This window comes from Bradyrhizobium sp. SZCCT0148 (assembly GCF_018129985.1).
Taxonomy (GTDB): domain Bacteria; phylum Pseudomonadota; class Alphaproteobacteria; order Rhizobiales; family Xanthobacteraceae; genus Bradyrhizobium; species Bradyrhizobium japonicum_H.
Genome location: NZ_JAFCKT010000001.1, coordinates 1,328,106 through 1,353,665, shown reverse-complemented (window position 1 = coordinate 1,353,665; position 25,560 = coordinate 1,328,106). Strand labels below are relative to the sequence as shown.

Genomic DNA, 25,560 nt, shown 5'->3' with positions numbered 1-25,560 from the left:
CGGCCCGCATGGCCTATGACGCTGCAACGCAAAAATCCCCCCTGAAAAGACCCCATGATCCGCCTCGACAACGTCAGCAAGCAAGCCGGCCACCAGATCCTGTTCATCGAAGCCTCCGCCGCCCTCAACAAGGGCGAGAAGATCGGCCTGGTCGGGCCGAACGGCGCCGGCAAGACCACGCTGTTCCGGATGATCGCCGGCGAGGAATTGCCAGACGAGGGGCAGGTTTCGACCGATCGCGGCATCACCATCGGCTATTTCAACCAGGACGTCGGCGAGATGTCTGGCCGCAGTGCCGTGGCCGAGGTGATGGATGGGGCCGGTCCGGTCAGCGAGGTCGCGGCCGAGCTGCGCGAGCTCGAGGCCGCCATGGCCGATCCCGACAAGGCCGACCAGATGGACGAGATCATCACCCGCTACGGCGAGGTGCAGCACAGGTTCGAGGAGCTCGACGGCTATGCGCTGGACGGCCGCGCGCGCGAGGCGCTGTCCGGCCTCGGCTTCAGTCAGGAGATGATGGAGGGCGATGTCGGAAAGCTCTCCGGCGGCTGGAAGATGCGCGTGGCGCTCGCCCGCATCCTCCTGATGCGTCCCGATGTCATGCTGCTCGACGAGCCGAGCAACCATCTCGACATCGAAAGCCTGATCTGGTTGGAAAAATTCCTACACGATTACGAAGGCACGCTCTTGATGACCTCGCATGACCGCGAGTTCATCAACCGCGTGATCTCCAAGGTGATCGAGATCGATAGCGGCTCGCTCACCACCTATACCGGCGATTACGAATTCTACGAGCAGCAGCGCGCGCAGAACGAGAAGCAGCAGCAGGCGCAGTTCGAGCGCCAGCAGGCCATGCTCGCGAAGGAAATCAAGTTCATCGAGCGCTTCAAGGCGCGCGCCTCTCATGCGGCGCAGGTGCAGAGCCGGGTGAAGAAGCTCGACAAGATCGAGCGGGTCGAGCCGCCGCGGCGGCGCCAGAGCGTGGCATTCGATTTTCCGCCGGCGCCGCGCTCGGGCGAGGACGTCGTGGCGCTCAAGAGCGTCCACAAGGGATACGGCAGCAAGCGCATCTATGACGGGCTCGATTTCATGATCCGGCGCAGGGAGCGCTGGGCCGTGATGGGCGTCAACGGCGCGGGCAAATCGACGCTGCTCAAGCTCGTTGCGGGCGCGAGCGAGCCGGACCAGGGCACGGTGGCGGTCGGCGGCAGCGTCAAGATGGGCTATTTCGCCCAGCACGCGATGGACCTGCTCGATGGCGAGCAGACGGTGTTCCAGTCACTCGAATACGCGTTTCCGACCGCGGGGCAGGGATCCCTGCGCGCGCTTGCGGGCTGCTTCGGCTTCTCCGGCGACGACGTCGAGAAGCGCTGCCGCGTGCTCTCGGGCGGCGAGAAGGCGCGGCTGGTGATGGCCAAGATGCTGTTCGACCCGCCGAACTTCCTGGTGCTGGACGAGCCGACCAACCATCTCGACCTTGCCACCAAGGAAATGCTGATCAATGCGCTGTCGGATTTCGAGGGCACCATGCTGTTCGTCTCGCATGACCGTCACTTCCTGGCGACGCTGTCGAACCGCGTGCTGGAGCTGACGCCGGAAGGCATCCACCAGTTCGGCGGCGGCTACACGGAATACGTCGCGCGCACCGGGCAGGAAGCGCCGGGGCTGCGGAGCTAGCATGTCGCGGCGTCGCTTGACGGGTTAGCGACTTGCGCTACGCTCCTTGCAAAAAAGGGGAGCGAACCACCATGAAGCAACTTCGGATCGGCGACATCACCATCGATGCGGTGATCGAGCGGGAAGGGCCATGGCGGCGGCCGCAGGATTTCTTCCCGGCCTATGACGACGGCGTGTTCGCCCATCATCTGCCGACGATGGAGCCGGAGGTGTTCGACGCCGCGCGCGGCATGATCGTCATCACCTATCAGACCTTTGTCGTGCGCACGCCGCGCTACACCATCCTGGTCGATACCTGCACCGGCGAGGACAAGGGCCATCCGCCGCCGTTCGATTTTCCCGGCAAGGAGCGCTGGCGCAACGAGCTGTTCGCGCTCGGCATCTCTTTCGAGCAGATCGACTACGTGTTCTGTACGCATCTGCACATCGATCACACCGGCTGGAATACGAGTTTGCGCGACGGTCGCTGGGTGCCGACGTTTCCGAATGCCAAATACGTCTTCCACAAGGGCGAGTACGCGGCCTGGGAGGCCGAGCACGCCAAGGGCAGCAATCCGCCCGGTACCGTGTTTCGCGACAATTGCCTGCCGATCGTCGAGGCCGGGCAGGCGCTCCTGGTCGACGACGATTACGCGCTCGACGACACTGTCACGCTGACGCCGACGCCGGGGCATTCGCCCTGCCATTGCTGCGTGAACATTGTCTCGAAGGGCCAGCGCGCGGTGGTCGCGGGCGATCTCATGCATCACCAGATCCAGTGCCGCGAGCCGGACTGGTCGGCGAAGCCGGATTGGGAGCCGAAACAATCGGCGGTGTCGCGGCGGAAGTTTTTTTCGTCAGTTGCGGACACCGACACGCTGATCTTGCCGGTTCATTTCCCGGCTCCGACGGTCGGGCTCATCAAGCCTCTGGGCGGGGCGTTTGACTATCGGTTCAAGCGCGAGTGATGGCGAAACCAGTAGAGGCCCGATCCGGACGTCTCGTGTCCCGGACGCGCTGCAGCGTTTAACGCTGCTGCGCAGAGCCGGGACCCATCTATCGAACCATGCAGAAGGCATGGGCCGCGGCTCTGCAGCGCACAGCCCCGGACGATGCTTCGCATCGCCGGAGAAGCGCTGCGCTGCATCCAGCACACGAGAGTGTCACAGCAACTTACGCGCCCATCTCGCACTTCTTCATGAAGCTGTTCTTGGCAGCGCCGGCGAGCGGCTTGCCATCGGCGCTGACGGCCTTGGGCGTACAGGCGTCCGCCTTGCACTTCTTGAGGAACGAGGCCTTGGCGGCGCCGGCCAGCGCCTTGCCGTCCTTGCCGACCGCCTTGCTCTCGCAGGTGTCGTCCGCGAAGGCCGAGCCTGCTGCAAAGGTGGCAAGGATCGCAGCCAGGAAAATCCGCTTCATCATGGGTGTCTCCGTAAACCAGAAATGGTGGAGAGATAGGAACCGGGAATCGTGGCGCAATCAAGCTGGATGGAGGCCCGCCGTCCGGTCCGGCTGGCGATTTTTCCGGGTTGGCGTTGGCTGGGCTCGCGTCCTGTTGCAGTGCTCGCTGACCGCGCCGGGCAACCCTGCTAGGCTCGGCCAGCTTAACCGGACGGAGCATCGTGATGGACGCCGTGATCGCCAAACACTCGGAAGCCGCCGATCAGCATTCGCATCTGGTTCGGCCTCAGGACATGGATTGGCAGACGACGCGCTTTCCAGGCTGCGAGGCCAAGACGCTGCTGTTCGATCGCCGGACCGGCCTGATGACCGCCTTGATGCGATTTGCGCCGGGATCGGTGCTGCCCGATCACGAGCATGTCGGCATCGAGCAGAGCTGGGTGATCGAAGGCGCGCTCGTCGACAAGGAGGGGCCGGCCAAGGGCGTTGCCTGCAAGGCCGGCGAATTCATCTGGCGCGAGGCGGGCAGCCGGCATGCCGCCTGGTGTCCGGAGGGGGCCTTGATCCTGGCGATCTTCCAGGTGCCAAACAAATTCTTCGAAGCCGACGGTCGTGTCGTCGATGCTGCCGGTCAGGATTGGGACGAAACCTGGGGGCACGCGGCGGCGCAGCCTGTGCCGCGCGCCTAGCGGCTGCTCATGCGCCCTGCATGAGCAAAGCCTTGAAGTCGGCCCGGGCGCGCTGCGCTTCGGCGCGCGCGACCTCGGAGGCATCGCCGAGACCAAAATAGCCGTGGATCAGGCCGGGGCCTTCATGGTGCTTGACGGGCACGCCGGCAGCCTCCAGCGCCCGCGCATAGGCCGTCCCTTCGTCGCGCAGGGGATCGAACCAGGCGGTGGTCACGACCGCGGGCGCAAGGCCAGCCAGAGACGGTGCCCGCAGCGGCGAGACGCGCCAGTCAAGGGCGTGAGCGGGGTCGGCGAGATAATGGCCGCAGAACCATTCCATGGTGGCACGCGTCAGAAAGTATCCCTCGGCATTCTCGGCGCGCGAAGGATAGCGCGCGTTCTCGCCGGCATCCGCGTAGGCGCCAAGGACGTCGGTTACGGGATAGACCAGCAATTGCCCGGCAAGCCTGATGCCGGCGTCGCGGCAGGCAATGGCGGTGGTGGCCGCGAGATTGCCGCCGGCGCTATCGCCGGCAACACCGAAACGTCTTGCGTCGCCACCAAATTCCGCGACGCGGTTGAAGATGTCGTAGACCGCCGCGAACGCATCCTCGAAAGCGCCGGGAAACCGTGTCTCGGGCGGGCGACGATAATCGACCGAGATGACGACCGCGCCGGTCTCGATGGCGAGGTTGCGCGCCTGCCGGTCGTGGGTTTCGATGTCGCCGGCGACCCAGCCGCCGCCGTGGAAGAACACCACGGTCGGCGCGGGCGTGGTGCCGATCCGGTAGACGCGGGCAGCAAGCGGGCCGGCGCCGCCGCGCACCTCGATATCCTGCACGGTCTCGACTGGTGGCGGCGGAACGGCGGCGCGGGAGGCAGCCAGTGCACGCAAGGAATCGCGGGCGCTCTGTGGCGTCATCGCGGTGGGATCGCGCAGCGGCAGCAGCGGAATGATCTGGGCGATGACGGGATCGAGCGGTGCGGGCATTGTTCCTCACTGGGTTCTTGGTCTTGCTTGCGGGGTAGCATAAGTTTCGCGAGCCGCATCGGCAACGGTGTTCAAGGCCGAGCGAACGGCAGGGAGGTTTACGAGGTGGAATTCGAAACGCTGGTCCAGTCGCGCCGCAGCGTGCGCGGCTTCCGGAACGAGCCGGTGCCGCGCGCGGTGATCGAGGCGATCATCGAGAGTGCCAAGCGCGCGCCGTCGTCGATGAACACCCAGCCCTGGCACGTCCATGTGCTCACCGGCCCGCCGCTCGAGGAGCTTCGCCGCCGCAACATGGAAGAGATGATCGGCGGGGCCAAGGTCAAACGCGACATCGTCAGCCACGGGGAATACCAGGGCGTGCATCGCACGCGGCAGGTCGACATCGCCAAGAAGCTGTTCGGCGCGATGGGGATCGCGCGCGACGACAAGCCGATGCGGCAGGACTGGGTGCTGCGCGGCTTCCGCCAGTTCGACGCGCCGGTCTCGCTCGTCCTGACCTACGATCGCGTGCTGGACCCCGGCGCCGTCTGCCATTTCGATCTCGGCGCGCTCTGCTACGGCATCGTGCTCGCGGCATGGGATCGCGGTCTCGGCTCCGTCATCAACGGGCAGGGCATCATGCGCTCCGACATCGTCCGCGAGGTCGCGAAAATTCCGGAAGACGAGGTGATCATGACCTGCGTCGCGATGGGCTATCCTGACGAGGATTTTGCCGCGAATGCCGTGCGCTCGGATCGCGAGCACAATCAGGAGTTCGTGCGCTACGTCGGTTTTGTCGACTAGGGCGACAGAGAGGAGATTCTTCTCCGGCGGAAATTTTTGGTGCGGACTCCTTGCGGCCTCTTGCAATCTCGAAGACGCGGGAGGAACAATATGCCTCGTGAGAGCTTTGTTGCTGGCGCGAGGGAATTTGACATGCGGCGGCTGGCTAGTCTGGTTCGGCGGTTCTTCGGCCCGCGATTGCGGCGCCCAATCGATGGTGATCCAAGTCTACCTTTTACGCCAGAGGAGTTCGGCCGCTTGATACGCAGCGGCCGGCATGAGGACATGAAGCTGCTGGCCGACGGGCTGGCCTGCCGGTCTATCCCGCGCCGCGCCAGTCATCATCGTGCCATCCACTAGACCGGGCTCGCTGCGCCGTCTTTGCCTGGGGCTCACCGCGTGAGTGCGACCTGCTTGAACGAGGTCACCAGGGCTTTCTCCAGTTTTCCGCCCATCCCGCGCAATATTTCGTAGGCTTCCGCGCGCGGCATGGTCGGCTTGTAATGCCGGTGCTCGATCAGCGCTGCAAAGATGTCGGAGATGGTGAGAATTCTCACGATGTCGCCAATGCTCTCGGCGCAGAGCGCATCGGGATAGCCGCTGCCGTCGAGATATTCGTGATGATGGCGAACGGCATCGAGGATCTCCGGCGAGATTTTGTCGTGTCCTTTGAGGAAGTCGTAGCCGGCGACCGGGTGGGTCTCGATCAGGGCGCGTTCCTCCGCATCGAGGCGGCCCGGCTTGTCGAGAATGGCAAGCGGAATTTGCGCCTTGCCGATGTCGTGGAACATGGCCGCCGAGTAGAGCCGCTCCAGGTCGGTCCTTCCGACACCGAGGCTCAGGCCAAAGTCGACGGCGACACCCGTCACGAGCAGGCAGTGCTGATAGGTTCCCTCGTGGTGGCGCCGCACGGTCGTGAGCCATTCCGAAAGGCCTCGCGCGGCAATGTGATCGGCAATCTGCCGGCCGGCCTCCCTGGTGCCATCGACGTCAAGAGGCTGGCCAAGCGCAACTGCCGTGAACATCGAGGCGATCGCGGTTGCCGCGGCCTCGACCGCGTTGTCGGACTGGGCTGTCTCGCCCGGCGAGGCGGAGGGTGGACCCGCTGGATCTGACAGAGTGGACAGCAGCTTGTTCCGGTTGATGGTCCCGGGCAGGACGTGCGTCGCCCCGAGCGCGTAGGCTTGCGAGATACCGACGTGCGAAGTGTGCTCGAGGAGGAAGATCCGCTTCTTCGCCTTGGCGAGCTTGCAGGCGCGCTTCTTGATGGCCGCGATGTTGTCGACGTCGCGCAGCTCGGCACGAATGACGATGGCAGAGGGCACCTGCGACAGCTTGGCCTCGGCGTCCAACCGTTCGCCCGCGACGACGAAGCGCTCCTCGAGGATCGAGCAAACGCCGGCCAGCTTGTCGGACGTGTCGGCCAGCACATGCACGAAGGCGCGGGCCGGGTCCTTCTCGCCGTTGGCGCCCCGATCTGGGCTGAGAATGGTTCGCGCGTTCTGCACGGTTTGACCTGGTCTGTCACGATTCCAATGGGTGGGATGAATGTCGGCCTATTTGCTTTGGACCGCGCTTTGAGGAGCGGCTGACGGCGCGATCGCGGGCCGCTTCTTGCCATCGGCGGTGATGAAGTGAATGCCCGCCGTGGTGCCATCAATCCAGACCAGCTCGCAGCGCCGATAGGCGAGCCCGGTCGACGACAGCAACATGAAGAATTCCTTGGCCTGCAGCACGTCCAACGTGCCCTCGACCTCGAGCTTTGCGCCTGTCTGCGACACGTCGAGTAGTACGCAGCTGCGCCGCCACGTGCCGTCGGAGCCCATCAGGTTGACGGGCTGCCGGTGGTCCATCCGCACGCGCGCCATCTTGCGGCCATCGAACTTCATCGGTTACCCCCCGCTTTTGCGACGCGATTTCCCCGATCGCTCCCCTTGACGCTTGCGGCGATCTGTCCCCACCGCACCGTCCACTGGCTGGTCGACAGAAGCAGCGTCTCGAAAATGAGCTGTGCGCGTTCGCGCTCGGCAAAGGAAAGCCTGGTCCAGCTGCGGTTGCTCAGGATGGCGAGCGTGGTCTGCCAGTTCAGCCGCGAAGCCCGGCAGGCCATGACCAGCCCTTCGCAATCGCGGTCAGTCATGACGTGCTCGACGATCTCGATGGGAGTGCCCGAAAGCACCGACAAGGCTGTGAGCAAATTGGCGGTCTCGCCGCGGATCGCGAAGCGATTCACCGTGGAGTCGTTGAGCTTGCCGATGCGGTTGAGCGCGACGATCTCCGGCCGTGCGCTTGCATAGTCTGCCGCACTGGGCAACCGGGGCACAATCGGCGCTGCCGCTTGCGGAGCCAAAACGGGGGAGGCCTTTGTCTCCGCGCGAGCGTTGGAGGCCGGCGAGGCCGACAGCAATTTCTTCAAGACCGGATCTGGCGTGCCTGGTCTCAGCGCCAGAGCCTTCGTGAGTTCGTCATCGCTTGCGCACGTCTCGACGAGCGCGACGTAGGCGGCGTCGGAGAATTGTGCGCCCGCGTTGCCGATCAGCGCGAGGAGGACGGCGCGGCCGCCGCGCCTGATGAGTGTCTCGGTCAATTGTGGTTCGATGCGCGCGCGGGCAGCAATCGCGAGCTGCTGCGGCGCGCCGCTCGTCATCGCGATCGTTTTGAGATCGGACGCGGACAGCGCGAGCGATTTGAGCAGAACGCGGCAGGCGACGTCGGGATCGTCGTGCGAGGCAAGACGTCTCGAAGTCTCCGGTGGAGCCGCTTCGAGTTCGGCAAGCGCATCGCCGAGTTGGATCAGCGCGCTGACCTCGAGCCGCTCCACCAATCGCAGCAGGATCCGGTCGACGACAGTGGCAAGCAATTGCTGGCGCCGGTCGCGGCTGCCGCTGAGCAGCTGCAAAATACCTTCGAGGATGCGGGCGCAGCGGTCCAACGGGCAGGTTGCGACCGCATCCTCCAGCTCGATCAATATATTAGCAGGCGCGTTTGCCATCATGGCAGGAGCCCGAATTGCAATGAATTTTCGATCTAACGCGTTTCATTTCGCCCGAAAGCCGTTAATTTGCTTTTTAGGGATTGCGCGGCTGGGTGCCGAATGACCGGAAAACGCTATCGAAATTCGGCGATATCCAACGTCCGTCCTTGTCCTCAGGACTGGACGCCAGTCTCCTGAGAGACACGTTCAGATTGATTCCCTTGGTCTGACGTAAAACCGAAGGAGGGAGCGAACGGCTCATCGCCGGGCGCGCGCCGTTGCGACGCTGCGCTTCTCGTCGCCATGAACAGCATTGATGATGTGCCAAGCTTGGCACCCAGAATATTTCGCTTTTCAGATGTCGATGAATTTCGAAATGCCATCCGAGGCCTGAACTTCGAATTTACGCCTTTCGTTCGGAAGATTTCGGCCGAGCAGATCATTCTGTCGATGCCTGGATGCGACGTGAATCTGACGACCGCATTTCCGCGCGTGGTCGACGCCCAGCTTGTCGAGAACTGCACGGCGGTTGGTTTCACGATGGACGACCTCGACGTGCCGATACGCTTCAACGGCTCGCAGCGTATGCGTCCGGCTGTCGTCATCGGTAGCGGCGGCGCGGCCTATACCATCATCGAAGAAGTGCAGCGGCAGATCGCATCTGTGGTTTTCAGGCCGGAGGTGACCGAACGCGGCTGGCCGAGACCAAGTCAGAGCTTCAAGATTTTCGAAACGAGCGCCATCGGCATTCAGCGGTTGCGCAGTGTGGTTCGCGAGATCCTGGCCGCGGCCTCAGCGCCGGTCGAGGCGTCGGATATTCCGCTCAAGGCGAGAGCGATGAGGGAATCTATTCTCGCGGCCGTTGACCATGCGCTGGAAAACGTCGTCTCGGCCCGCTGGACCCTGCGTCCCAACGACGAGCGGAACTTCAGGATATTCAAGGATATCAACGCTCTTCTGTCCGACGATCTCTCGCAGCCGATCTACAGCGAGGAGATTGCCCGCAAGCTCGGATTGTCCGTCCGCACGATGCACGACGTCGTGCGCCGCTATCGCGGCATGAGCCTGCACCGTTACCTGCGGCTGCGCCGGCTGTGGCTGGTGCGGCAGCGGTTGCTGGCGGGCGCCGAGAGTGTCAAGGCCGTCGCGCTCGCGTTCGGTTTCTGGCATCTCAGCGACTTCTCCCGGAGTTACCGCGACCAGTTTGGCGAGACGCCTTCGCAAACGCTGGAGTCCGGACGCGGCCGATAGTCAGCAAATCGGGTAGGGCGGTCGCCGGTTTCGTGCTACCGTTTAGGTATGAGCAATCGCATCCTCGTTCTCTACGGTTCCTACCGTTCCGACCGCATGGGCATCCGCCTTGCGAATTTCGTCCTCAACCGCCTGCGCGAGCGCGGCGACGATGTCACCTTCATCGACGCAAAGGCGATCGGGCTGCCAATGCTCGACCGCATGTACAAGGAGTACCCGAAGGGCTCGGCGCCCGAGGCGCTGGAGACTCTGGCCGGTCAGATCCGCAGCGCCGACGGCTTCGTCTTCGTCACCGGCGAGTACAATTGGGGTATGCAGCCCGGCCTGAAAAATCTCACCGACCATTTCCTCGAAGAGTGGTTCTGGCGGCCGGCCGCGATCGTGAGCTATTCGGCCGGCCGCCTGTCCGGCGCGCGCGCCGCAACCGCCTGGCACGGCACGCTCTCCGAGATGGGGATGGTGGTGGTGTCGAGCACCATCGGCGTCGGCCCGATCGGGCAGACGCTGTCGGCCGAGGGCGAGCCGATCGGCGACGGCGGCAAGGCCCTAGAGCGCGCGTTCCCGCGCTTTGCCGACGATCTCGCCTGGTGGATCGAGGCGGCGAAAGCGCAGCGGGCGCGCAAGGCGCCGCCCTACTGAACTTGTTTACGCCGCCCTGACCTCGCCGAGGAAGCGGTCGAACTGTCCGGCGAGATCGCGCGATTGCGTCGAAAGCTGCTCGGCTGCGCCGAGCACTTCCCTGGCAGCAGCTCCGGTGTCGTCGGCGGCGCGCTGCACGCCTGCGATGTTGGTGTTGACCTCCTGGGTGCCGCGGGCGGCCTCCTGGACGCTGCGGGAGATCTCCTTGGTCGCCGAGCCCTGTTGCTCGATCGCCGCGGCGATCGCGGTGCCGATCTGGTCGATCTCGCCGATGACGTCGGCGACATTGCGGATCGCGGCCACGGTCTCGTCGCTCGCGGTCTGGATCGCCGTGATCTGTTCGGAGATTTCGGTGGTCGCCTTGGCGGTCTGGCCCGCCAGCGATTTCACCTCGGAGGCGACCACAGCAAAACCGCGGCCGGCCTCGCCGGCGCGGGCGGCCTCGATGGTGGCATTCAGCGCGAGCAGGTTGGTCTGCTCGGCAATGCTCTGGATCAGGGTGACGACGTCGCCGATCCTCTGCGCACCCTCGGCGAGGGTGCGCGCGGTGTCGCCGGTGCGGCGGGCGTTCTCGACGGCGCGGGCCGCGATCTCGGTGGATTGTGCGACCTGACGGCCGATTTCGGAGATCGAGGAGGTCAGCTCTTCGGTGGCGCTGGCGACGGTCTGCACGTTGGTCGAGGTCTGCTCCGAGGCTGTGGCGACGACCGCGGCCTGGCTGTTGGTCTGGGCCGCCGTCGAGGTCATCGACTGTGCCGTGCTTTCCATCGTCGAGGACGCCTTGGACAGACCGCCGACGAGTTCGGTGACCTTGGCCTCGAACGCGCGGGTGAGCTCGTCGAGCGCCTGGGCGCGGCGCATCTTGCCGTCGTTCTCGGCCTGCTTCTCGGCCGCGAGCCGATCTGCCCGGATCATATTGTCCTTGAAGACCTGCACGGCCGCGGCCATCGCCCCGATCTCGTCGGAGCGCTCGGCACCCGGGATGCTGTCCGCAACCTCGCCCTCGGCGAGCCGCGACATCCGGCTCGTCAGGTTGACGATCGGCGCGCAGACGCGGCGGCGAACCATCACGATCAGCCCGACGCTCGCGATCAGGACGGCGACAAGGCCTGCGAGCGCGATGGTGAAGCTGGTGCGCGCGGCGGAGGAGGCCCCGGCGAGGATATGCTCGGCATTGTCGTAGAGCGCATCGCGCACTCCGATGATGGAGCCGAGGCCCTTTTGCGAGGCCGCGTAATAGGTGTCGACATCGTGCTCATACTTGCCGCTGAGGGCGCCGTCCTTGACCAGCTTGAGCTCGCGGCCGAACTCCTCGACATAGCGCGAATTCATCGTCTCGAGCGCAGTGCTGACATTGGCGGGCGTTGCGGGATGGCCGCGCAACTCCATCAGCGACATCACGATCTGGTCGCTGCGTCCCTGCATGCGGGCGACGTCGGCCTTCTCCGCGTCGGTCGCGACCTTCTTGCCGCCGACGAGGTTCTTGTGCACGCTGGCATTGAGGCCGCCGATGTCGCGCAGCGTCATGGCGATGTTCGCGTAGTTCGACTGCCGGTAGGCATCGCCGTTCAGAATTGCCATGCGGCGAACCTGCTCGTTGAGCAGTGCGGTCACGCCCGCATTGAGAACGGCGTTGTCGGCGACCACCTTGCGGGCCGCATCCTTGCGCGCCTCGGCGGGGCCTGCGATTGCCTTGTCGATGGCTTCGCGGAGCGCGGTAAACTTCGAATTGATGGCGTCGATCTCCGTCCCGATGGTGGTGCCGTCGTCAAACGAGCCGGGCAGCTCCTTGCGCAGGGCGTTCATGCGCTCGCGCGCACCATCGGTCTGCTTGCGCAGCTTGTCCTGCTCGGCCATCTGCGCCGGATCCACCGTCGCAGGCCCGTAGAGGATATTGGTCGAAAAGCCCCGTTCGGGATTGAGATAGCGGGGGATGTCGCTGGCGGCGCGGACGATCGCAAGTCGGCCCTGGGCTTCTCCGATCCTGTCCATCGTCTGGTACTTCGTCACGGCGACGTAGACGGCGAGGCCGCCGCCGACGGTCGAGAGCGAGACGATGGCGGTGGTCAGGAGCGTTCCGATTTTCATGATCTGTCCGGCAAGTGGCGCGGGAGGGGAGAAAGATATTCTCCGGAAAATTGACAGACCCGTATTAATCGGGGGTTTACGCTGCCGGGGACCGCGGGTGCGGACCTGGCCTAGCGACCAAGGGTAGCGAGGATCTGCAACGTCGCGGCGTCGCGCTCGCCTGTGAAGTAGCGCGCAAGCGCCTCGCCGAACACGGGCTCGTCGGACACAGCTCCGAACAGTGTCATCGACGAGCGAAATTTGGCATCGTCCGGCTGGCCGAGGATCGCGTTGATGCTCCGCCCCTGAACCGCAAGCACCAGCCTGGTGCATTCGATCAGGCGCGCTCCGAGCACGGGATGGGCGAGATAGGCCTTGGCCTCGGCACGGGAGCCGATGGCGTAGCGCTGCGACATGGCGCTGAGGCCGAGGCCGGCGATTTGCGGGAAGACGAACCACATCCAGTGGCTCTGCTTCCGCCCTCGGGCGAGCTCCGCCAGGACGTCGGCGTAAACCGGGTTCTGAGCCCTGACAAAGCGTTCCAGATCGAAAGAGTCGGTCATTAGATACCTCAAGACGCTTTGTTGGGACCCCTTGTCGGACCCCGGCGGCCGCGATTATGCCTAACTTTTGGCTCCCAATGTGTTAGCTGGTATAGAGTCGCCGGGTGGGGGTTGGGCCCCCCGGGGGTCGTTTTGGGGATCTAATGGTTTCCGACCGCGCAAGCGCCGAAAGGCTGTTGTCGCGCCGCCGTGTGGGGCGAGCGGAGACGATACTGCTGTCTTTGGCTGCCGTCGCGCTGGCATTGGGGGCTGCTGCCTGGGTCGCTGATATCGGCGATACGCCCGCATTGGTCACTGCCGCATTGCCGCCGGCCAATACCCCGTCTTTCGAGGATCGTTTCGCATCGGCGTCCGGCAATCCGCCGGCCCGCGAGCTTGGGCTGCGGACGATGGAGCGTTCCGCCCTGAGCGCGGTCCAGCTCAAGCTTCGCGACGCCAAGGCGATGCTCGCCCAGAAGCTCCAGGGCGACGATTGGCGCTCGACCCTGACCGATGACGACCGGCACGTGATCGACGAGACCAGGCCTGGTACGCAGCGCGCCGACGCGGTGCCCATGCCGCGCTCGCGCCCGCCGCAGGCGGACCTCTCTGCCCAGATCGCGTCGAGCCAGGCGTACGCTGAGACCAACCCCAGGGTCGACAACCGCAACTTCTTGGAGAAATTCACCGACAAGATCAGGCTCGCCTCGCTGACGCCCGGCGACGGCCTGTTCGGCAAGGCGCCGGATCTGGCAGCCCTCGGCTACGACTCGCGCACCGCGGTCTATGACATCAAGGCCAAGGCGCTTTACCTGCCGAGCGGCGTCACGCTGGAAGCCCATTCCGGTATGGGCGCGCTGATGGACGACCCCGACCATGTCGACCAGCGCATGGTCGGTGCGACCCCGCCCGCGATCTACGACCTGAAGCCGCGCGAAAAGCTGTTCCACGGCGTCCGCGCCTTGCGCCTGACGCCGACCGAGGGCACCAGTGCGCTCGGCCGCGTCGGCCTTCTCACCCACAATTACATGCTGGGCCCGCGCGGCGATTCCAACGGCTGCGTCTCGATCAAGGATTATGATCGTTTCCTCAAGGCCTGGGACAATGGCGAGTTCAACCGTCTTGTCGTGGTGCCGAGCCTGAGCGGACCGGCGACCGCCTCGCAGCGCGCCAGCACCAACTCCTGATCTTCGCCTGCTGCGGCGGGGCTGCCGTTTCCCCTTCGTTAAGCCGTCATCGTCCAGAAGCAGCCCATGAGTGATCCATCTAGTTCAGAGACCCCGCTGCGCACGACGTTCAAGATCAAGCTGAACGGCGACACGTTGGCGATAGCGACCGTCGGCCAGGCCTATCAATTCCTCACCAACTTCAAGTCGGTCGAATGGATGGAATTCCGCTCCCTGCACGAGGACGCCGTCGAAGCCCTGGAAGGGGCGGCCGGTAACGCGATGCTGGCGGTGCAGGCAACCAACGCCGTGCGCGCGCTGTTCGTCAGCGCCAAGCTGCTCTGAAGCTCGTCTGCTCACGGTCCCGAGGCCTGGGTGGAGCGCGCCGCGTCATGCGGGCGACCGGCCGTGAGCCTTCCCCTCGCGCATCTTGAACTCCACGACGGGAACGGGCAAACGATCCGCGAAGATCGTCGCTGCAAGCCAATATGTTTGAAATTTAGTTCAGGGAGAGACCCAACATGAAACGCCGTACATTCCTCAAGGGCGGCGCAGTCGCCGGCGCGACGACGCTGGTTGCCGCACCTGCGATCGCGCAGAGCGCGCCCGAGATCAAATGGCGCCTGACCTCGAGCTTCCCGAAGTCGCTCGACACCATCTACGGCACGGCGCAGACCTTCGCGAAATATGTCGCCGAGGCCACCGACAACAAATTCCAGATCCAGACCTTCGGTGCCGGCGAAATCGTTCCGGGCTTGCAGGCGCTCGATGCCGTCAGCACCGCCTCGGTCGAGATGGCGCAGACCCCGCTCTATTTCTACATCGGCAAGGAGCCGGCGCTGGCCTATGCCACCGGCGCGCCGTTCGGCATGAACCACCGCCATCAGGAATCGTGGTGGCACTTCGGCGGCGGCGCCGATCTCACCAACGAGGCGCTCAAGCCGTTCAAGGCGCACGCCATCCTTTGCGGCAATTCCGGCACCCAGATGGGCGGCTGGTTCCGCAAGGAGATCAAGACGGTCGACGATCTCAAGGGCCTCAAATTCCGCATCGCCGGCATGGGCGGGCATGTGCTGGCACGGCTCGGCGTCGTGCCGCAACAGATCGCCGGCGGCGACATCTATCCGGCGCTGGAGAAGGGCACGATCGACGCAGTCGAGTTCGTCGGCCCCTATGACGACGAGAAGCTCGGCTTTCAGAAGGTCGCCAAATACTATTACTTCCCGGGCTGGTGGGAAGGCGGCGCAATGCTGCACATGATCGTCAACGACGAGAAATGGGCCTCGCTGCCCAAGCAGTACCAGGCGATCGTCAACCAGGCGGGCGCGGCGGCCGGCGCCTGGATGCTCGAGAAATACGACAGCGTGAATCCGGCGGCGCTGAAGCGGCTGCTCGCCAATGGCGCGGAGCTGAAGGCGTTCCCGCAGCCGGTGCTGGAGGCCTGCTACAACGCGACCCAGGACCATCTGAATGAGCTCGCCGCCAAGAGCGAACTGTTCAAGCGGACCAAGGACAGCCACGACGCGTATATGAAAGAGCTGCTGTTCTATACGCAGATCGCGGAGAATTTTTACGACAACTATCTGCTCAGCAAGATGCGCAACAAGGGCTGATTGAGAGGGGCGCGGTGTCACGCCGCGCCCCTCTCTCGGAGGGTGGGCAAAGACGCCCTTGCGCCGTGCCCACCATCATGTGCTTGCATTCGTGGGCACGCTTGGCCTTGCCCAGCCTAAGAGGACTGGCGCGCCATCCGCGCTACGGGCTGAGCCCCAGCTTCGCATAAATCCGCCGCGCATAGACACCGAACGCATCGGTCGTCTTGAGCGGCAGGTCACGCGGGAAGGGCAGGTCGATCGGAAAATAGTCGGCCATCTTCGCAGGGCCTGCCGTCAGCACCGCGCAGTGCGACGACAGGAATACCGCTTCCTGGATCGAATGCGTGACGAAGATGATGGTCTTGCCGCTCTCGCGCCAAATTCGCAGCATCTCCAAATTCATCTGCTCTCGCGTCAGCGCATCCAGCGCGCCGAACGGCTCGTCCATCAGGATCAGCTTCGGATCGTGAATGAAAGCGCGCGCGATGGCGGTGCGCTGCTGCATGCCGCCGGAGAGCTCGCGGGGATATTTCTGCTCAAAGCCTGAGAGACCGACGAGGTTGAGCAGGTCACGCGCCCGCTCGCGTGCCGCCTTCATCGGCAAGCCGACGATTTCGGCCGGCAGCAGCACGTTGTCCAGGATCGTGCGCCATTTCAAGAGCAGCGCCTGCTGGAAAACCATACCGATGTCGCGGCTCGGATCGAACGGGCTCTCGGCATTCCCGATCTTCACGCTGCCGCCGTCGGCGCCGTGCAGGCCGGCCAGGATCTTCATCACCGTCGTCTTGCCGCAGCCGGACGGCCCGACCAGCGAGACCAGCTCACCTTCCTGCACGTCCATGGTGACGTCGGAGACTGCCAAAAATTCGGCGCCGCCGCTGCGATAAACCTTGCGGACGCCTCGCAGGCTGATGAAGGGTTCTGAACTCATGCCAGCCATTTGCTTAGATGGGCCGCGACGAAGGCATCGTCGCTGAGGTCGGCGTGCTCGCGGGTGACGCGGTCGATCTCCTCCTTCTGGCCGGGGCTGAGGCCCTCGTTCGGATCGAGGCACCACAGGCCCCGCATCAGGCCCTGGCGCCGCAGCACGTCGTGGCAGCCGGCGATGCAGCCGTGGAAATTGTTGGCGACGTCGAAGAAGGCGCTGTTGCAATCGGTGACGCGGGCATCGAGCGCCAGCAGGTCGGCCGGTACGCTGTCCTTGTGCCGCGCCGCCTTGCAACGCTCGAACTGCTTGATGGCACTCGCGGTCCACACCGACCAATGGCCGAGCAGGCCGCCCTTGAAATAGGTGCGCGTGGTGACGCCGTCGTCGCGCAGGTCGAAAGGCAGCATCAGGTCGAGCAGGATGTGGTCGTCATTGCCGGTATAGAGCGCGACGCGGTCGAGGGCGCCTGCGGCCGCGACGCCGCGCAGGACGTCGAGGGTGCGATAGCGGTTGAACGGGGCGATCTTGATCGCGATGACGTTGTCGATCGAGGCGAAGCGCTGCCAGAACCGGGCGGAGAGGATGACGCCGCCGACGGCCGGCTGAAGATAGAAGCCGACCAAGGGGATCTCCGTGGCAACAGCCGTGCAATGGGCGATGATCTCGTCCTCGGAAGCGCTCTTCATCGCGGCAAGGCTGAGGAGGCCCGCATGATAGCCGATGTCCCGCGCGGTACGGGCCTCAGCCACTGCCTGCGTGGTCGGGCCGGCGAGGCCTGCGACCATCGCCAGCGGACGCTTGGTCCAGTTGGCCGCGGTCTCGGCGGCAAGCTCGAGCACGGGCCGATAGAGACCGACCTCGCGGATGGCGAACTGCGTGGTGTGTACGCCGACTGCAAGGCCGCCGGAGCCGGCGTCGATGTAATAGCGCGTCAGCGCGCGCTGATGCTGTTTGTCGAGCTGGCGATCGGCGGTGAGCGCGAGGGGATGCGCCGGCATCACGGTGCCCTCGGCAATCAGCTTGCGGATGTCGGCGTTGATCTGGCTGTGGTGCATGATGTCCTATCCGAATTCCGGGCCGGCGACGGCGAACGGCATTTCCTCACCGGCAGTGGTGGCGGGGCCGAACCGCATGCGCTGGAACGGCCGTTCGATGGTCCAGCCGGATGCTGTCAGGCCTTCCAGGAACGCTGCTTGCGAGGCGACGGCGTCGAGCAGGAGGGGGCGGGTCTCGGACCGTGTGATCGCATGAACCAGCGCTAGCGCCTCGGCGGCGTTGTCGGCAAACAGTGGGCCGATATGGCGCGCGGTGCGGCCGTCGCGGACCAGCGCGATGGCACCGTTTACACCGACGATGCGTGAGCCGGAGCGCTCTGCGAAGGCTTCGAGCAGTGCGGTCCGGTCGAAACCGGTGGCTCGCAAGTCCCTCGCACGAAGCGCTTCGATGGTCGCGGATGTCGATGGCGGGGTTTCGGCCGGCGCAGGCTGCGTCAGCTTCAGCCGGCGCAATTGCAGCGTTGGCGTGAACCCCAATGGTCCGTAGACGGCGGCGCCGTCGGGCGTGGCGTCGAGCCAGCTGGTCAGGCCATTCTTTCGCGCCGTCTCCAGGCAGGCATCGACAAGGTGCGTGGCAAACCCACGGCGGCGATGCGTGCCTGAGACCAGCACCATGCTGATCCAGGCGTTGTTGCCGGAATAGGGCAGCAGGGCGGCCGTGGCGACCAGCTGCATGCCGTCGCGTATGCCGAACACGATTCCGTCGCGCAGGAAGATGCGCCAGTCCTCGTCGGTCTGGTTCCAGTGCGCTTCCGTCGACAGCGCCAGCCCCGCGATCGCGTCGTCGACGCCGAGCCGGACGATGTCGGGGGCGTCAGTAGCGGCCATCGCGGACCTCGTATTTGGTGGGCTTGCCGAGGCTCGGCATGGCGCGGGAGACCCAATCGGCGGTCCAGGCGATCAACTGCTCGGTGTCGACGACCGGCAGACCGAACAGGTCCACGGCCTTCGAGGTGTCGGTCAGCCATGCTGTCGGCTGCTCCTCGCCGACAAGCACCGGCGCTCGGCCGAATCTTGCGCCGAACTTTGCCGCGAGATCACGCACCGCCAAAATCTCGTGGCCGCTGACATTGATCGGCGAGGTCGGCGCGGTGCAATGGGCGAGGCAGCGCAGCGCCTGCGCGGAGGCGTCGCCCTGCCAGATGAAATTGACGTGGCCCAGGCTGACGTCGATCGGCGACCCCGTCAGCACTTTCGTCGCGATGTCGTGCAGTACGCCATAGCGCATGTCGATCGCGTAGTTGAGGCGGAACAGCCGGCCGGGCGTCGAAAACTTGCGCGAGAAATATTCGAACATCCGTTCGCGGCCGACGCAGGACTGCGCGTATTCGCCGGGCGGGTTCGGTGCCATCTCCTCGGTCGAGCCTTTGCCGTCGACGGGCACGAACGGATAGATGCAGCCGGTCGAGAACGCCACGATGCGCGAGGATGGAAAGGCCTGTGCCACCAGCGCCGGCACATGCGCGTTCATCGCCCAGGTCAGCGACAGATCGCCCTCGGCGCCGAACTTGCGGCCGGCCATGAAGACGATGTTCGGTGCCTTCGGCAGCGATCGGATCGCCTTTTCATCCATCAGATCGCAATTGATGGATTCGACGCCGCGCGCGTGCAGCCATTCCTTCACGCCGGCCTCGCTGAAGCGGGCGACGCCGATGACGCGGCGGTCCGGCGCGGCGGCTTTGGCGAGCCCGGCCAGCGTCGGGCCCATCTTGCCGCCGACGCCGAGGATCATGATGTCGCCCTCGACCTTGGCGAGGTCGTCGATCAGCGCTTGCGTCGGACGGCACAGGAGATCGTCGAGCGCCGCGATATCGGGGATGGTCTTCGGCAGGGTCTCGCGGGTGAGCAGCATAGTCGGTCCTTCTTTAGTTCTGCCTAGCATCGCCGACCACGAACATGCGCTCGAGGACGAGGACCAGGCCGTAGAGAGCGACGCCGAGCAGGGTCAGCAGCACGACGGCCATCACCATCGCGGGCGTGTCGAGCGAGGACTGCACCTGGATCATGAGGTAGCCGAGCCCGCGCTCGGAGGCGATGAATTCGCCGACGATGGCACCGGCGACCGCGAGGATGGCGCCGACCTTCATGCCGGAGAACACGTAAGGCAGCGATCCCGGCAGCTGGATCTTGCGAAACAGCGTCCAGCGCGAGCCGCGCAGCGATCTGACGAGGTCGAGCAGGTCAGGCTCGACCTCGCGCAGCCCGCGCGCGGTCGTGAGCAGGATCGGAAAGAAGCAGATGCTGAAGGCGATCAGGATGTTCGGGATGATGCCGTAGGAGAACCAGACGATGAAGAGCGGGCCAAGCGCGACCTTCGGGATCATGTTCAGCGTCACGAACAACGGCAGCAGCACCAGGCTGAGCAGCGGGGCCCAGCTGAAGATCACCGCGAGCGCGACGCCGACAAAGGCGCCGAGCGCGAAGCCGCCGAGGATCTCGACCGCCGTCACCAGCGTGTTGGCGGCCCAGGCGTAGTTCGCGGTCCCCAGCGTCTGGATCGTCGCGAGAGGGGAGGGCAGAATGAATTTCGGCACATGGAAGGCGTCGACGGCGACCTGCCAGAGCACGAGCACGGCGAGGTGCACGACCAGGATGATCGCAAAGCTGCGCGAGGCCCGTGCGCTGTCTGCTGCCACCGATTGCTCCCTGTTGGCGCGGCGGCGATGCCGCAAATCTTCAGCCCAAGCAAGTCACCAGCCTAGCCGCCCTTGAAGCAAGTTTCAACCAGTTGGTTGATTACGGCCGGAGCGACTGCAGCACGAGGTCGGCGACATGGCGGCGGCGGGCGCGCCGTGCGGTGCGGCTCGACAGGTCCTTGCCGAAGATTGCCGACAGCGTCGGCGTGTTGGAGAAGAAGAAATAGCTCAGGCCCGCAATGGAGATATAGAGCTGGACGGGATCGATGCCCTTGCGGAACACGCCCGCGCGTACCCCCTCGTTGAGAATGTGGGAGACGCTCTTCACCAGCGGGGAATGCATCGCTTCCAGTCGCGTCGAGCCGCGGACGTGGCGGGCGCCGCCGCGATTCTCGTCGTTCAAAAGCACGATGAAATCAGGGTTTGCGGCCAGGTGGTCGAACGAAGCTTCGATCAGCTTGCGGATCGCCTTCTCCGGCGGCAGGCCCTCGAGATTGAGCTTGCGCTCCTGCTCGCGGATGTCCTCATAGACCCATTCGAGCACGGCGAGGTAGAGCGCGTCCTTATCGCCGAAATAGTGATAGACCAGCTGCTTGTTGACGCCCGCGCGCTCGGCGATCTCGTCGACGCGGGCGCCGGCGAAGCCGTGCCGGGCGAATTCCAGCCGCGCCGCGGTGAGCAGTTTTTTGCGGGTGGCGACGGGATCGCGGCGCTGCGGCACGGTGTCGCCAGATCGTTTTGCGGGCATTTCCAACCAAACAGTTGACAAGTGGAGGGCGGGCTTGTTGCATTGGTATCCTCACACGGGGAGAGCGACAAGCCGGGTCGCTGGCATGAGGAGAGATGCGATGAAGCGTTTGCAGGCGGCTGTTGTGGCCCTGATGCTCGGCTTGCCGGCGGTGCCGGCGAACGCGGGCGAGGCGGTGAACCTGATCCTCAATTGGACGCCGACGGCCGATCACGCGCCGTATTATTATGCCAAGGCGCAAGGCTGGTACGAGAAGGCGGGCATCGACCTCACCATCGAAACCGGCAAGGGCTCGGGCGTCTCCGCCGCCAAGGTCGGCTCCGGCGGCTCGCCGTTCGGCGTCGCCGATCTTGCCACCATGCTGGTGGCCAAGAGCAAGGGCGCCGACACCGTCGCGGTGATGAGCGTCTATGCCAACACCGGCCAGACGTTCTATTGGCTGAAGAGCTATGGCGTGAACGGCGTGAAGGATTTTGCCGGCCACAAGATCGGCAATCCGCCCGGAGATGCCTCGCGCGTGATGTGGCCGGCCTTCGCCAAGGCAGCAGGCCTCGCGCCGGATTCCGTAGGCTTCGTCAATGTCGGACCGACCGCAAAGATCGCGGCGTTGAAGAGCCACACCGTCGATATCATCAGCGATTTCTACAACGAGCATGATCTCAAGGTGATCGAGTTCGGTCAGGATCTTGGTTACGTCAACTGGAAGGACATCGGGCTCAATCCCTACGGCAATTCGCTGATCGTCAACGGCGCCTACTTGCAGAAGAATCCGAAGGTCGTCGAAGACTTCGTGCGCGTTACGCAGAAATCATTTGCCGCCTGCGTCGCCGACGTCGCGCCGTGCCTCAAGGCGCTGCTTGACCAGGTCTCCGGTCTCGACCAGGCAAACCAGGAGCGCCAGTGGGAGCGCATCAAGTTCCTGATGACGGACGAGTTCACGACGACCAAGGGTCTCGGGTGGATCGACGGCGAGCGGATGAAGAAGGACTACGAACTGGTCCAGACCTATCTCGGCATGGAGAAGCCGTTCGACGTGACGACGGCGTTCACGACGAAGATGCTGGATCCCGCCATCAAGATGGATGCCAGCAAGGTGAAGAAGTAGGGGCTCCGCGCGCTCTCGTGCCCCGCACACAGCGCAGCGTCCCTTTGCCGGTGCGCTGTAGAGCCGTGGCCCACCTCGCCGAGGCCAGCCATGTGGCATAACTCCCGGCTTGCGCAGCAACGCTGGTGCGTTGCAGCGCGTCCGGGACACGAGAGCGGCGGGTTTCAGCTGGGACCCAGCCGCGTAATCCCACGGAGGAATTAACCGGCCGTTAACCATATCCGCCGCATCGTTAACCATTCAATAACAGGGAACGAGTCGGCCGCTATGGAGGCTGCAGTCAAACCTCAACGCCAAATGGTGCGCCTGCGCGGGCGCTCCTATGTGGCCTTCGTGTTCACGCCGACGGTTCCGGTGCATGATTGGCTGCAGGAGATCGACGCCACCATTGCGCGCTCGCCGGGCTTCTTTGCCGGCCGGCCCGTGGTGATCGACCTGTCCTCGGTTGATCTCAGCCAGTCCGCCATCGGTCATCTGCTCACCAGCCTGCAGGACCGGAACATCCGCGTCCTCGGCATCGAGGGTGTGGATGAGTCGCGGCTGACCCAGATGATGCCGCCGCTGCTCTCGGGTGGGCGAAGCTGCGTGGTCGAGCCGAGTGCACCGAAGAAGCCCGAGACCAAGGCCAAGCCGACATCGCTGCTGCTCGAAGCGCCTGTGCGCTCGGGCCAGACCGTGATCTTTCCCGAAGGCGACGTCACCATCCTCGGCTCGGTCGGCTCCGGCGCGGAAGTCGTTGCCGGGGGCTCCATCCATATCTACGGCGCGCTCCGCGGCCGCGCCATGGCGGGCGTGAACGGTCACACGAGCGCGCGCATCTACTGCCAGAAGATCGAGGCCGAACTGCTTGCAATCGATGGGTTTTATCAGACCGCCGACGATATCGACGCTGCCTTGCGCGGCCGGCCGGCCCAGGCCTGGCTGCAGGGCAACACCATGCGAATTACCGCGCTGAACTGACCAGAAGGAGATATTCGAGATGGCCAAGGTACTGGTCGTGACATCAGGCAAGGGGGGCGTCGGCAAGACCACGACGACTGCCGCGCTGGGGGCTGCGCTGGCACAACGCGGCGACAAGGTCGTCGTCGTCGATTTCGACGTCGGGTTGCGCAACCTCGACCTCGTCATGGGAGCCGAGCGCCGCGTCGTGTTCGACCTGATCAACGTGGTGCAGGGCGTTGCGAAACTGCCGCAGGCGCTGATCAAGGACAAGCGGCTGGAGAATCTCTGGTTGCTGCCGGCCTCGCAGACCCGCGACAAGGACGCGCTGACGGAAGAGGGCGTCGGCAAGGTCATCGACGAGCTGCGCGCCCGCTTCGACTGGGTGATCTGCGACAGCCCGGCCGGCATCGAGCGCGGCGCCTCCATGGCCATGCGCTTCGCCGACGAGGCTGTGATCGTCACCAATCCGGAAGTCTCCTCGGTGCGTGATTCCGACCGCATCATCGGCATGCTCGATTCCAAGACGGTGCGGGCCGAGAAGGGCGAGCGCGTCGAGAAGCACATCCTGATCACCCGCTACGATCCCTCACGCGCTGCGCGCGGCGAGATGCTGACCATCGAGGACATTCTCGAGATCCTCGCAACACCCTTGCTCGGGATCATTCCCGAAAGCCAGGACGTGCTGCGCGCCTCCAATGTCGGCACGCCCGTCACGCTGTCGAATGCGGACGGCGCACCTGCGCGGGCCTATATCGACGCGGCGCGCCGTCTGTGCGGCGAGACCGTCGCCATGCAGGTGCCGACCGAGCGCAAGGGGTTCATGGATCGTCTGCTGCGACGGAGGGCTGCATGAGCATGGGTTTGCTTCGGCTCCTCCGCGGCAACAAGGCCTCTGCACCCGTCGCTCGCGAACGGCTGCAGATCCTGCTTGCCCATGAACGTGGCATGCGCGGCCAGCCCGACCTGCTCGGTGTGCTGCGTGAGGAAATTCTCGCGGTCGTCTCCAGACACGTCACGCTGGATCCGACCAAGGTCATCGTCCGGCTCGAGCGCGGCGACGAGGTGTCGACCCTGGAGGTCGATATCGAGGTGCCCAACGATTTCGAACGCAAGAAAGTGGCGGTCGCATAGGGACGCGACCGGCGACTCCCAGCTTTGGGGTGGGTGAGAAGGCGGTCCGCCGGGCATGGCGGGCCGCTTTCGTCGTTCCGGGCGGATCGAGCTCCGGCGAGTGTCGATGTGATCGGCTCGGCCGGAACGGTGATCATGGCGAGATCGTTGTCTGGGACGCGGCGCGCCGATCCGTGCGCCGCGGTTTCCTCACAGCGGGAGAAAGCCCATGATGTCGGAGGTCCAGGTCCACACCGTTGCGCGGCAGATGCTCGAACAGCACGGGTTTGCTGCGATCGCGAAGGCCGCCGAGCAGGCCCAGGCTTGCGAGGGCCGCGGCGAGGCCGATGAGGCCAAGGAGTGGCGTCACATCGCCGATGCCATGAAGATCATGCGCGGGCCCGCCCATAGCTGACCGCACGACCGGAAAACGTTTCAGGACCTCAAAGGCTTCAGCGCTCCACGCGATCCGGCCCGCGTGACGGGGATCGATGCTGCGTCTGCGGCTGGGCGCGTTCGCCCGCCTCCTTGCAGGGGAGCGGTTCCCACGATCCGTCCGGCCCCTGCTGATAAGCGCTGCACGAAGACGGAGAGGTCGTCGATTTGTCCTCGCCCTTTTGGGCGTCGGAATTCTTTGCCTGCGCCGAGGTGGCCAGCGCGGCGGTGACCGCGAGCGCGCCGGCGACAATGAGATGCGTCATCCGCATTGGGCTTCTCCTGTGCGAAAGGAGCCCGCATGCTGGCGAGGAATGTGACAATTATTGGCCGAAACACGGGGGCTGTCGCAGTGTCGTTAACGCCCCGACAGTGGGCTGGCTAACCGCCTTTGGCGCGGATCAGGCCGGCGAGGTTGGTCTTCTGGGCCTCGCACCAGGTGGGCATGCCAAGGCGGCGCTGGTTGAGATCGGTCGCCTGGGTCGCCACCGCAACCTCGGCCATCAAATCGTCGTCCTGCTTCTCGCCCATCTTGCCGCCGGTGTGCATCCAGGCAATCGCCTTGCGCACCTTTTCCGTCGTGCCTTCGGGTAGCTTCATCTGCTCCGCCTTCTGCACGAGATCCTGGTAGACGACATCCGTGCCCGGACATTCGACCTTGGCGGCGAAGGCCTGCAGGACCAGGGTCACATAGGTCGAGCGTGGGTGCTCCTCGGCCTGGACCGGAGCGGCGATCAGCAAAAGGCCAGCCATCAGGAAACCGTAGCGCATCCCAGGTATCTCCTCCGTTTTTTTGGGAGGCTAGCGTCCGGCGGGCTGCTCTGCAATGGCGCGAAGGGCAGATTTGTCGCGCCGCGCTGCAGTGCGCTATCGTGGCCCGCATCCCGTC

General features: G+C 64.8%; 29 protein-coding genes. 14 read left to right on the top strand and 15 right to left on the bottom strand.

Going from position 1 to position 25,560, the window contains the following annotated elements; genetic code table 11:
- The first annotated feature begins 54 nt into the window (after positions 1 to 54).
- Both JQ580_RS06560 and JQ580_RS06555 read left to right on the top strand, forming a co-directional pair.
- A complete protein-coding gene (locus tag JQ580_RS06560) occupies positions 55 to 1,677 on the top strand; it encodes an ABC-F family ATP-binding cassette domain-containing protein (protein WP_212278845.1) in 1,623 nt (540 codons plus the stop codon).
- Positions 1,678 to 1,748: 71 nt separating this feature from the next.
- Positions 1,749 to 2,624, top strand: coding sequence for an MBL fold metallo-hydrolase (locus tag JQ580_RS06555; RefSeq protein ID WP_212278844.1), 876 nt, complete (start codon positions 1,749 to 1,751; stop codon positions 2,622 to 2,624).
- Between the two features lie 205 nt (positions 2,625 to 2,829).
- Here JQ580_RS06555 and JQ580_RS06550 read toward each other — a convergent pair whose 3' ends face one another.
- Entirely contained in the window at positions 2,830 to 3,078 is a 249-nt protein-coding gene (locus JQ580_RS06550) for a hypothetical protein (RefSeq protein WP_212278843.1), read from the bottom strand.
- Positions 3,079 to 3,281: 203 nt separating this feature from the next.
- On the opposite strand from JQ580_RS06550, the gene JQ580_RS06545 reads away from it, so the two are divergent.
- The gene (locus tag JQ580_RS06545) at positions 3,282 to 3,746 is read left to right on the top strand and encodes a cupin domain-containing protein (protein WP_212278842.1); all 465 of its coding nucleotides are present in this window, start codon (positions 3,282 to 3,284) and stop codon (positions 3,744 to 3,746) included.
- A 7-nt stretch (positions 3,747 to 3,753) separates the two neighbouring features.
- Here the strand turns inward: JQ580_RS06545 and JQ580_RS06540 are convergent, their stop codons facing one another.
- A complete protein-coding gene (locus JQ580_RS06540) occupies positions 3,754 to 4,716 on the bottom strand; it encodes an alpha/beta hydrolase (RefSeq protein ID WP_212278841.1) in 963 nt (320 codons plus the stop codon).
- Between the two features lie 105 nt (positions 4,717 to 4,821).
- Between JQ580_RS06540 and JQ580_RS06535 the strand changes: the two genes are divergently transcribed.
- Positions 4,822 to 5,499: a nitroreductase gene (locus JQ580_RS06535; protein ID WP_212278840.1), complete on the top strand. Its 678-nt coding sequence runs from the start codon at positions 4,822 to 4,824 to the stop codon at positions 5,497 to 5,499.
- Positions 5,500 to 5,870: 371 nt separating this feature from the next.
- Here the strand turns inward: JQ580_RS06535 and JQ580_RS06530 are convergent, their stop codons facing one another.
- Genes JQ580_RS06530 through JQ580_RS06520 form a run of 3 tightly spaced genes read right to left on the bottom strand, consistent with a single transcriptional unit; the run spans position 5,871 to position 8,473 of the window.
- Positions 5,871 to 6,986 (bottom strand): HD-GYP domain-containing protein, encoded by a 1,116-nt coding sequence (locus JQ580_RS06530; protein ID WP_212278839.1) that lies wholly within the window; start codon positions 6,984 to 6,986, stop codon positions 5,871 to 5,873.
- Between the two features lie 48 nt (positions 6,987 to 7,034).
- Positions 7,035 to 7,367: a PilZ domain-containing protein gene (locus tag JQ580_RS06525; protein ID WP_212278838.1), complete on the bottom strand. Its 333-nt coding sequence runs from the start codon at positions 7,365 to 7,367 to the stop codon at positions 7,035 to 7,037.
- On the bottom strand, positions 7,364 to 8,473 hold the full coding sequence (locus JQ580_RS06520) for a DUF2336 domain-containing protein (protein ID WP_212278837.1): 1,110 nt from the start codon (positions 8,471 to 8,473) through the stop codon (positions 7,364 to 7,366). The genes JQ580_RS06525 and JQ580_RS06520 overlap by 4 nt, the downstream gene beginning before the upstream one ends.
- Before the next feature lie 282 nt (positions 8,474 to 8,755).
- Here JQ580_RS06520 and JQ580_RS06515 point away from each other — a divergent pair, with 282 nt between their 5' ends.
- Both JQ580_RS06515 and JQ580_RS06510 read left to right on the top strand, forming a co-directional pair.
- Positions 8,756 to 9,703, top strand: a complete 948-nt coding sequence (locus JQ580_RS06515) for an AraC family transcriptional regulator (protein ID WP_212278836.1) — start codon at positions 8,756 to 8,758, stop codon at positions 9,701 to 9,703.
- Between the two features lie 48 nt (positions 9,704 to 9,751).
- The gene (locus JQ580_RS06510) at positions 9,752 to 10,342 is read left to right on the top strand and encodes an NADPH-dependent FMN reductase (protein ID WP_212278835.1); all 591 of its coding nucleotides are present in this window, start codon (positions 9,752 to 9,754) and stop codon (positions 10,340 to 10,342) included.
- A 6-nt stretch (positions 10,343 to 10,348) separates the two neighbouring features.
- Here the strand turns inward: JQ580_RS06510 and JQ580_RS06505 are convergent, their stop codons facing one another.
- Both JQ580_RS06505 and JQ580_RS06500 read right to left on the bottom strand, forming a co-directional pair.
- Positions 10,349 to 12,430 carry a methyl-accepting chemotaxis protein gene (locus tag JQ580_RS06505; RefSeq protein WP_212278834.1) on the bottom strand — a complete coding sequence of 694 codons (2,082 nt, stop codon included), beginning with the start codon at positions 12,428 to 12,430 and terminating at the stop codon, positions 10,349 to 10,351.
- Positions 12,431 to 12,540: 110 nt separating this feature from the next.
- Entirely contained in the window at positions 12,541 to 12,972 is a 432-nt protein-coding gene (locus tag JQ580_RS06500) for a DUF1810 domain-containing protein (RefSeq protein WP_212278833.1), read from the bottom strand.
- 212 nt (positions 12,973 to 13,184) lie between these two features.
- On the opposite strand from JQ580_RS06500, the gene JQ580_RS06495 reads away from it, so the two are divergent.
- The 3 genes from JQ580_RS06495 to JQ580_RS06485 all read left to right on the top strand — a co-directional run bounded on the left by JQ580_RS06495 (position 13,185) and on the right by JQ580_RS06485 (position 15,730).
- The gene (locus JQ580_RS06495; RefSeq protein ID WP_212279234.1) at positions 13,185 to 14,138 is read left to right on the top strand and encodes a DUF2778 domain-containing protein; all 954 of its coding nucleotides are present in this window, start codon (positions 13,185 to 13,187) and stop codon (positions 14,136 to 14,138) included.
- A gap of 66 nt (positions 14,139 to 14,204) precedes the next feature.
- Complete coding sequence (locus tag JQ580_RS06490) at positions 14,205 to 14,462, top strand: hypothetical protein (protein ID WP_018322933.1); 258 nt, start codon at positions 14,205 to 14,207, stop codon at positions 14,460 to 14,462.
- 176 nt (positions 14,463 to 14,638) lie between these two features.
- On the top strand, positions 14,639 to 15,730 hold the full coding sequence (locus tag JQ580_RS06485; protein WP_212278832.1) for a TRAP transporter substrate-binding protein: 1,092 nt from the start codon (positions 14,639 to 14,641) through the stop codon (positions 15,728 to 15,730).
- 142 nt (positions 15,731 to 15,872) lie between these two features.
- On the opposite strand, the gene JQ580_RS06480 is transcribed toward JQ580_RS06485, so the two are convergent.
- The 6 genes from JQ580_RS06480 to JQ580_RS06455 all read right to left on the bottom strand — a co-directional run bounded on the left by JQ580_RS06480 (position 15,873) and on the right by JQ580_RS06455 (position 21,079).
- Positions 15,873 to 16,652, bottom strand: a complete 780-nt coding sequence (locus JQ580_RS06480) for an ABC transporter ATP-binding protein (RefSeq protein ID WP_106950953.1) — start codon at positions 16,650 to 16,652, stop codon at positions 15,873 to 15,875.
- Positions 16,640 to 17,695, bottom strand: coding sequence for a dihydrodipicolinate synthase family protein (locus tag JQ580_RS06475; RefSeq protein ID WP_212278831.1), 1,056 nt, complete (start codon positions 17,693 to 17,695; stop codon positions 16,640 to 16,642). The genes JQ580_RS06480 and JQ580_RS06475 overlap by 13 nt, the downstream gene beginning before the upstream one ends.
- 6 nt (positions 17,696 to 17,701) lie before the next feature.
- Positions 17,702 to 18,523 carry a GNAT family N-acetyltransferase gene (locus JQ580_RS06470; protein WP_212278830.1) on the bottom strand — a complete coding sequence of 274 codons (822 nt, stop codon included), beginning with the start codon at positions 18,521 to 18,523 and terminating at the stop codon, positions 17,702 to 17,704.
- Positions 18,510 to 19,547, bottom strand: coding sequence for an NAD-dependent epimerase/dehydratase family protein (locus tag JQ580_RS06465; protein WP_212278829.1), 1,038 nt, complete (start codon positions 19,545 to 19,547; stop codon positions 18,510 to 18,512). The genes JQ580_RS06470 and JQ580_RS06465 overlap by 14 nt, the downstream gene beginning before the upstream one ends.
- A gap of 13 nt (positions 19,548 to 19,560) precedes the next feature.
- Positions 19,561 to 20,331 carry an ABC transporter permease gene (locus JQ580_RS06460; protein ID WP_212278828.1) on the bottom strand — a complete coding sequence of 257 codons (771 nt, stop codon included), beginning with the start codon at positions 20,329 to 20,331 and terminating at the stop codon, positions 19,561 to 19,563.
- A 100-nt stretch (positions 20,332 to 20,431) separates the two neighbouring features.
- Positions 20,432 to 21,079 carry a TetR/AcrR family transcriptional regulator gene (locus JQ580_RS06455; RefSeq protein ID WP_212278827.1) on the bottom strand — a complete coding sequence of 216 codons (648 nt, stop codon included), beginning with the start codon at positions 21,077 to 21,079 and terminating at the stop codon, positions 20,432 to 20,434.
- 100 nt (positions 21,080 to 21,179) lie between these two features.
- Between JQ580_RS06455 and JQ580_RS06450 the strand changes: the two genes are divergently transcribed.
- The 5 genes from JQ580_RS06450 to JQ580_RS06430 all read left to right on the top strand — a co-directional run bounded on the left by JQ580_RS06450 (position 21,180) and on the right by JQ580_RS06430 (position 24,651).
- Positions 21,180 to 22,184, top strand: a complete 1,005-nt coding sequence (locus tag JQ580_RS06450; RefSeq protein WP_212278826.1) for an ABC transporter substrate-binding protein — start codon at positions 21,180 to 21,182, stop codon at positions 22,182 to 22,184.
- A gap of 267 nt (positions 22,185 to 22,451) precedes the next feature.
- Positions 22,452 to 23,144, top strand: a complete 693-nt coding sequence (minC, locus tag JQ580_RS06445; RefSeq protein WP_212278825.1) for a septum site-determining protein MinC — start codon at positions 22,452 to 22,454, stop codon at positions 23,142 to 23,144.
- Between the two features lie 19 nt (positions 23,145 to 23,163).
- The gene (minD, locus tag JQ580_RS06440; protein ID WP_094896820.1) at positions 23,164 to 23,979 is read left to right on the top strand and encodes a septum site-determining protein MinD; all 816 of its coding nucleotides are present in this window, start codon (positions 23,164 to 23,166) and stop codon (positions 23,977 to 23,979) included.
- On the top strand, positions 23,976 to 24,257 hold the full coding sequence (gene minE, locus JQ580_RS06435) for a cell division topological specificity factor MinE (RefSeq protein ID WP_100175708.1): 282 nt from the start codon (positions 23,976 to 23,978) through the stop codon (positions 24,255 to 24,257). The genes minD and minE overlap by 4 nt, the downstream gene beginning before the upstream one ends.
- A 208-nt stretch (positions 24,258 to 24,465) precedes the next feature.
- Positions 24,466 to 24,651, top strand: a complete 186-nt coding sequence (locus JQ580_RS06430) for a hypothetical protein (RefSeq protein WP_094974415.1) — start codon at positions 24,466 to 24,468, stop codon at positions 24,649 to 24,651.
- Between the two features lie 37 nt (positions 24,652 to 24,688).
- Here the strand turns inward: JQ580_RS06430 and JQ580_RS06425 are convergent, their stop codons facing one another.
- Positions 24,689 to 24,937, bottom strand: a complete 249-nt coding sequence (locus JQ580_RS06425; protein WP_409363197.1) for a hypothetical protein — start codon at positions 24,935 to 24,937, stop codon at positions 24,689 to 24,691.
- A gap of 115 nt (positions 24,938 to 25,052) precedes the next feature.
- On the bottom strand, positions 25,053 to 25,442 hold the full coding sequence (locus tag JQ580_RS06420) for a hypothetical protein (protein ID WP_212278823.1): 390 nt from the start codon (positions 25,440 to 25,442) through the stop codon (positions 25,053 to 25,055).
- Positions 25,443 to 25,560: the final 118 nt, after the last annotated feature.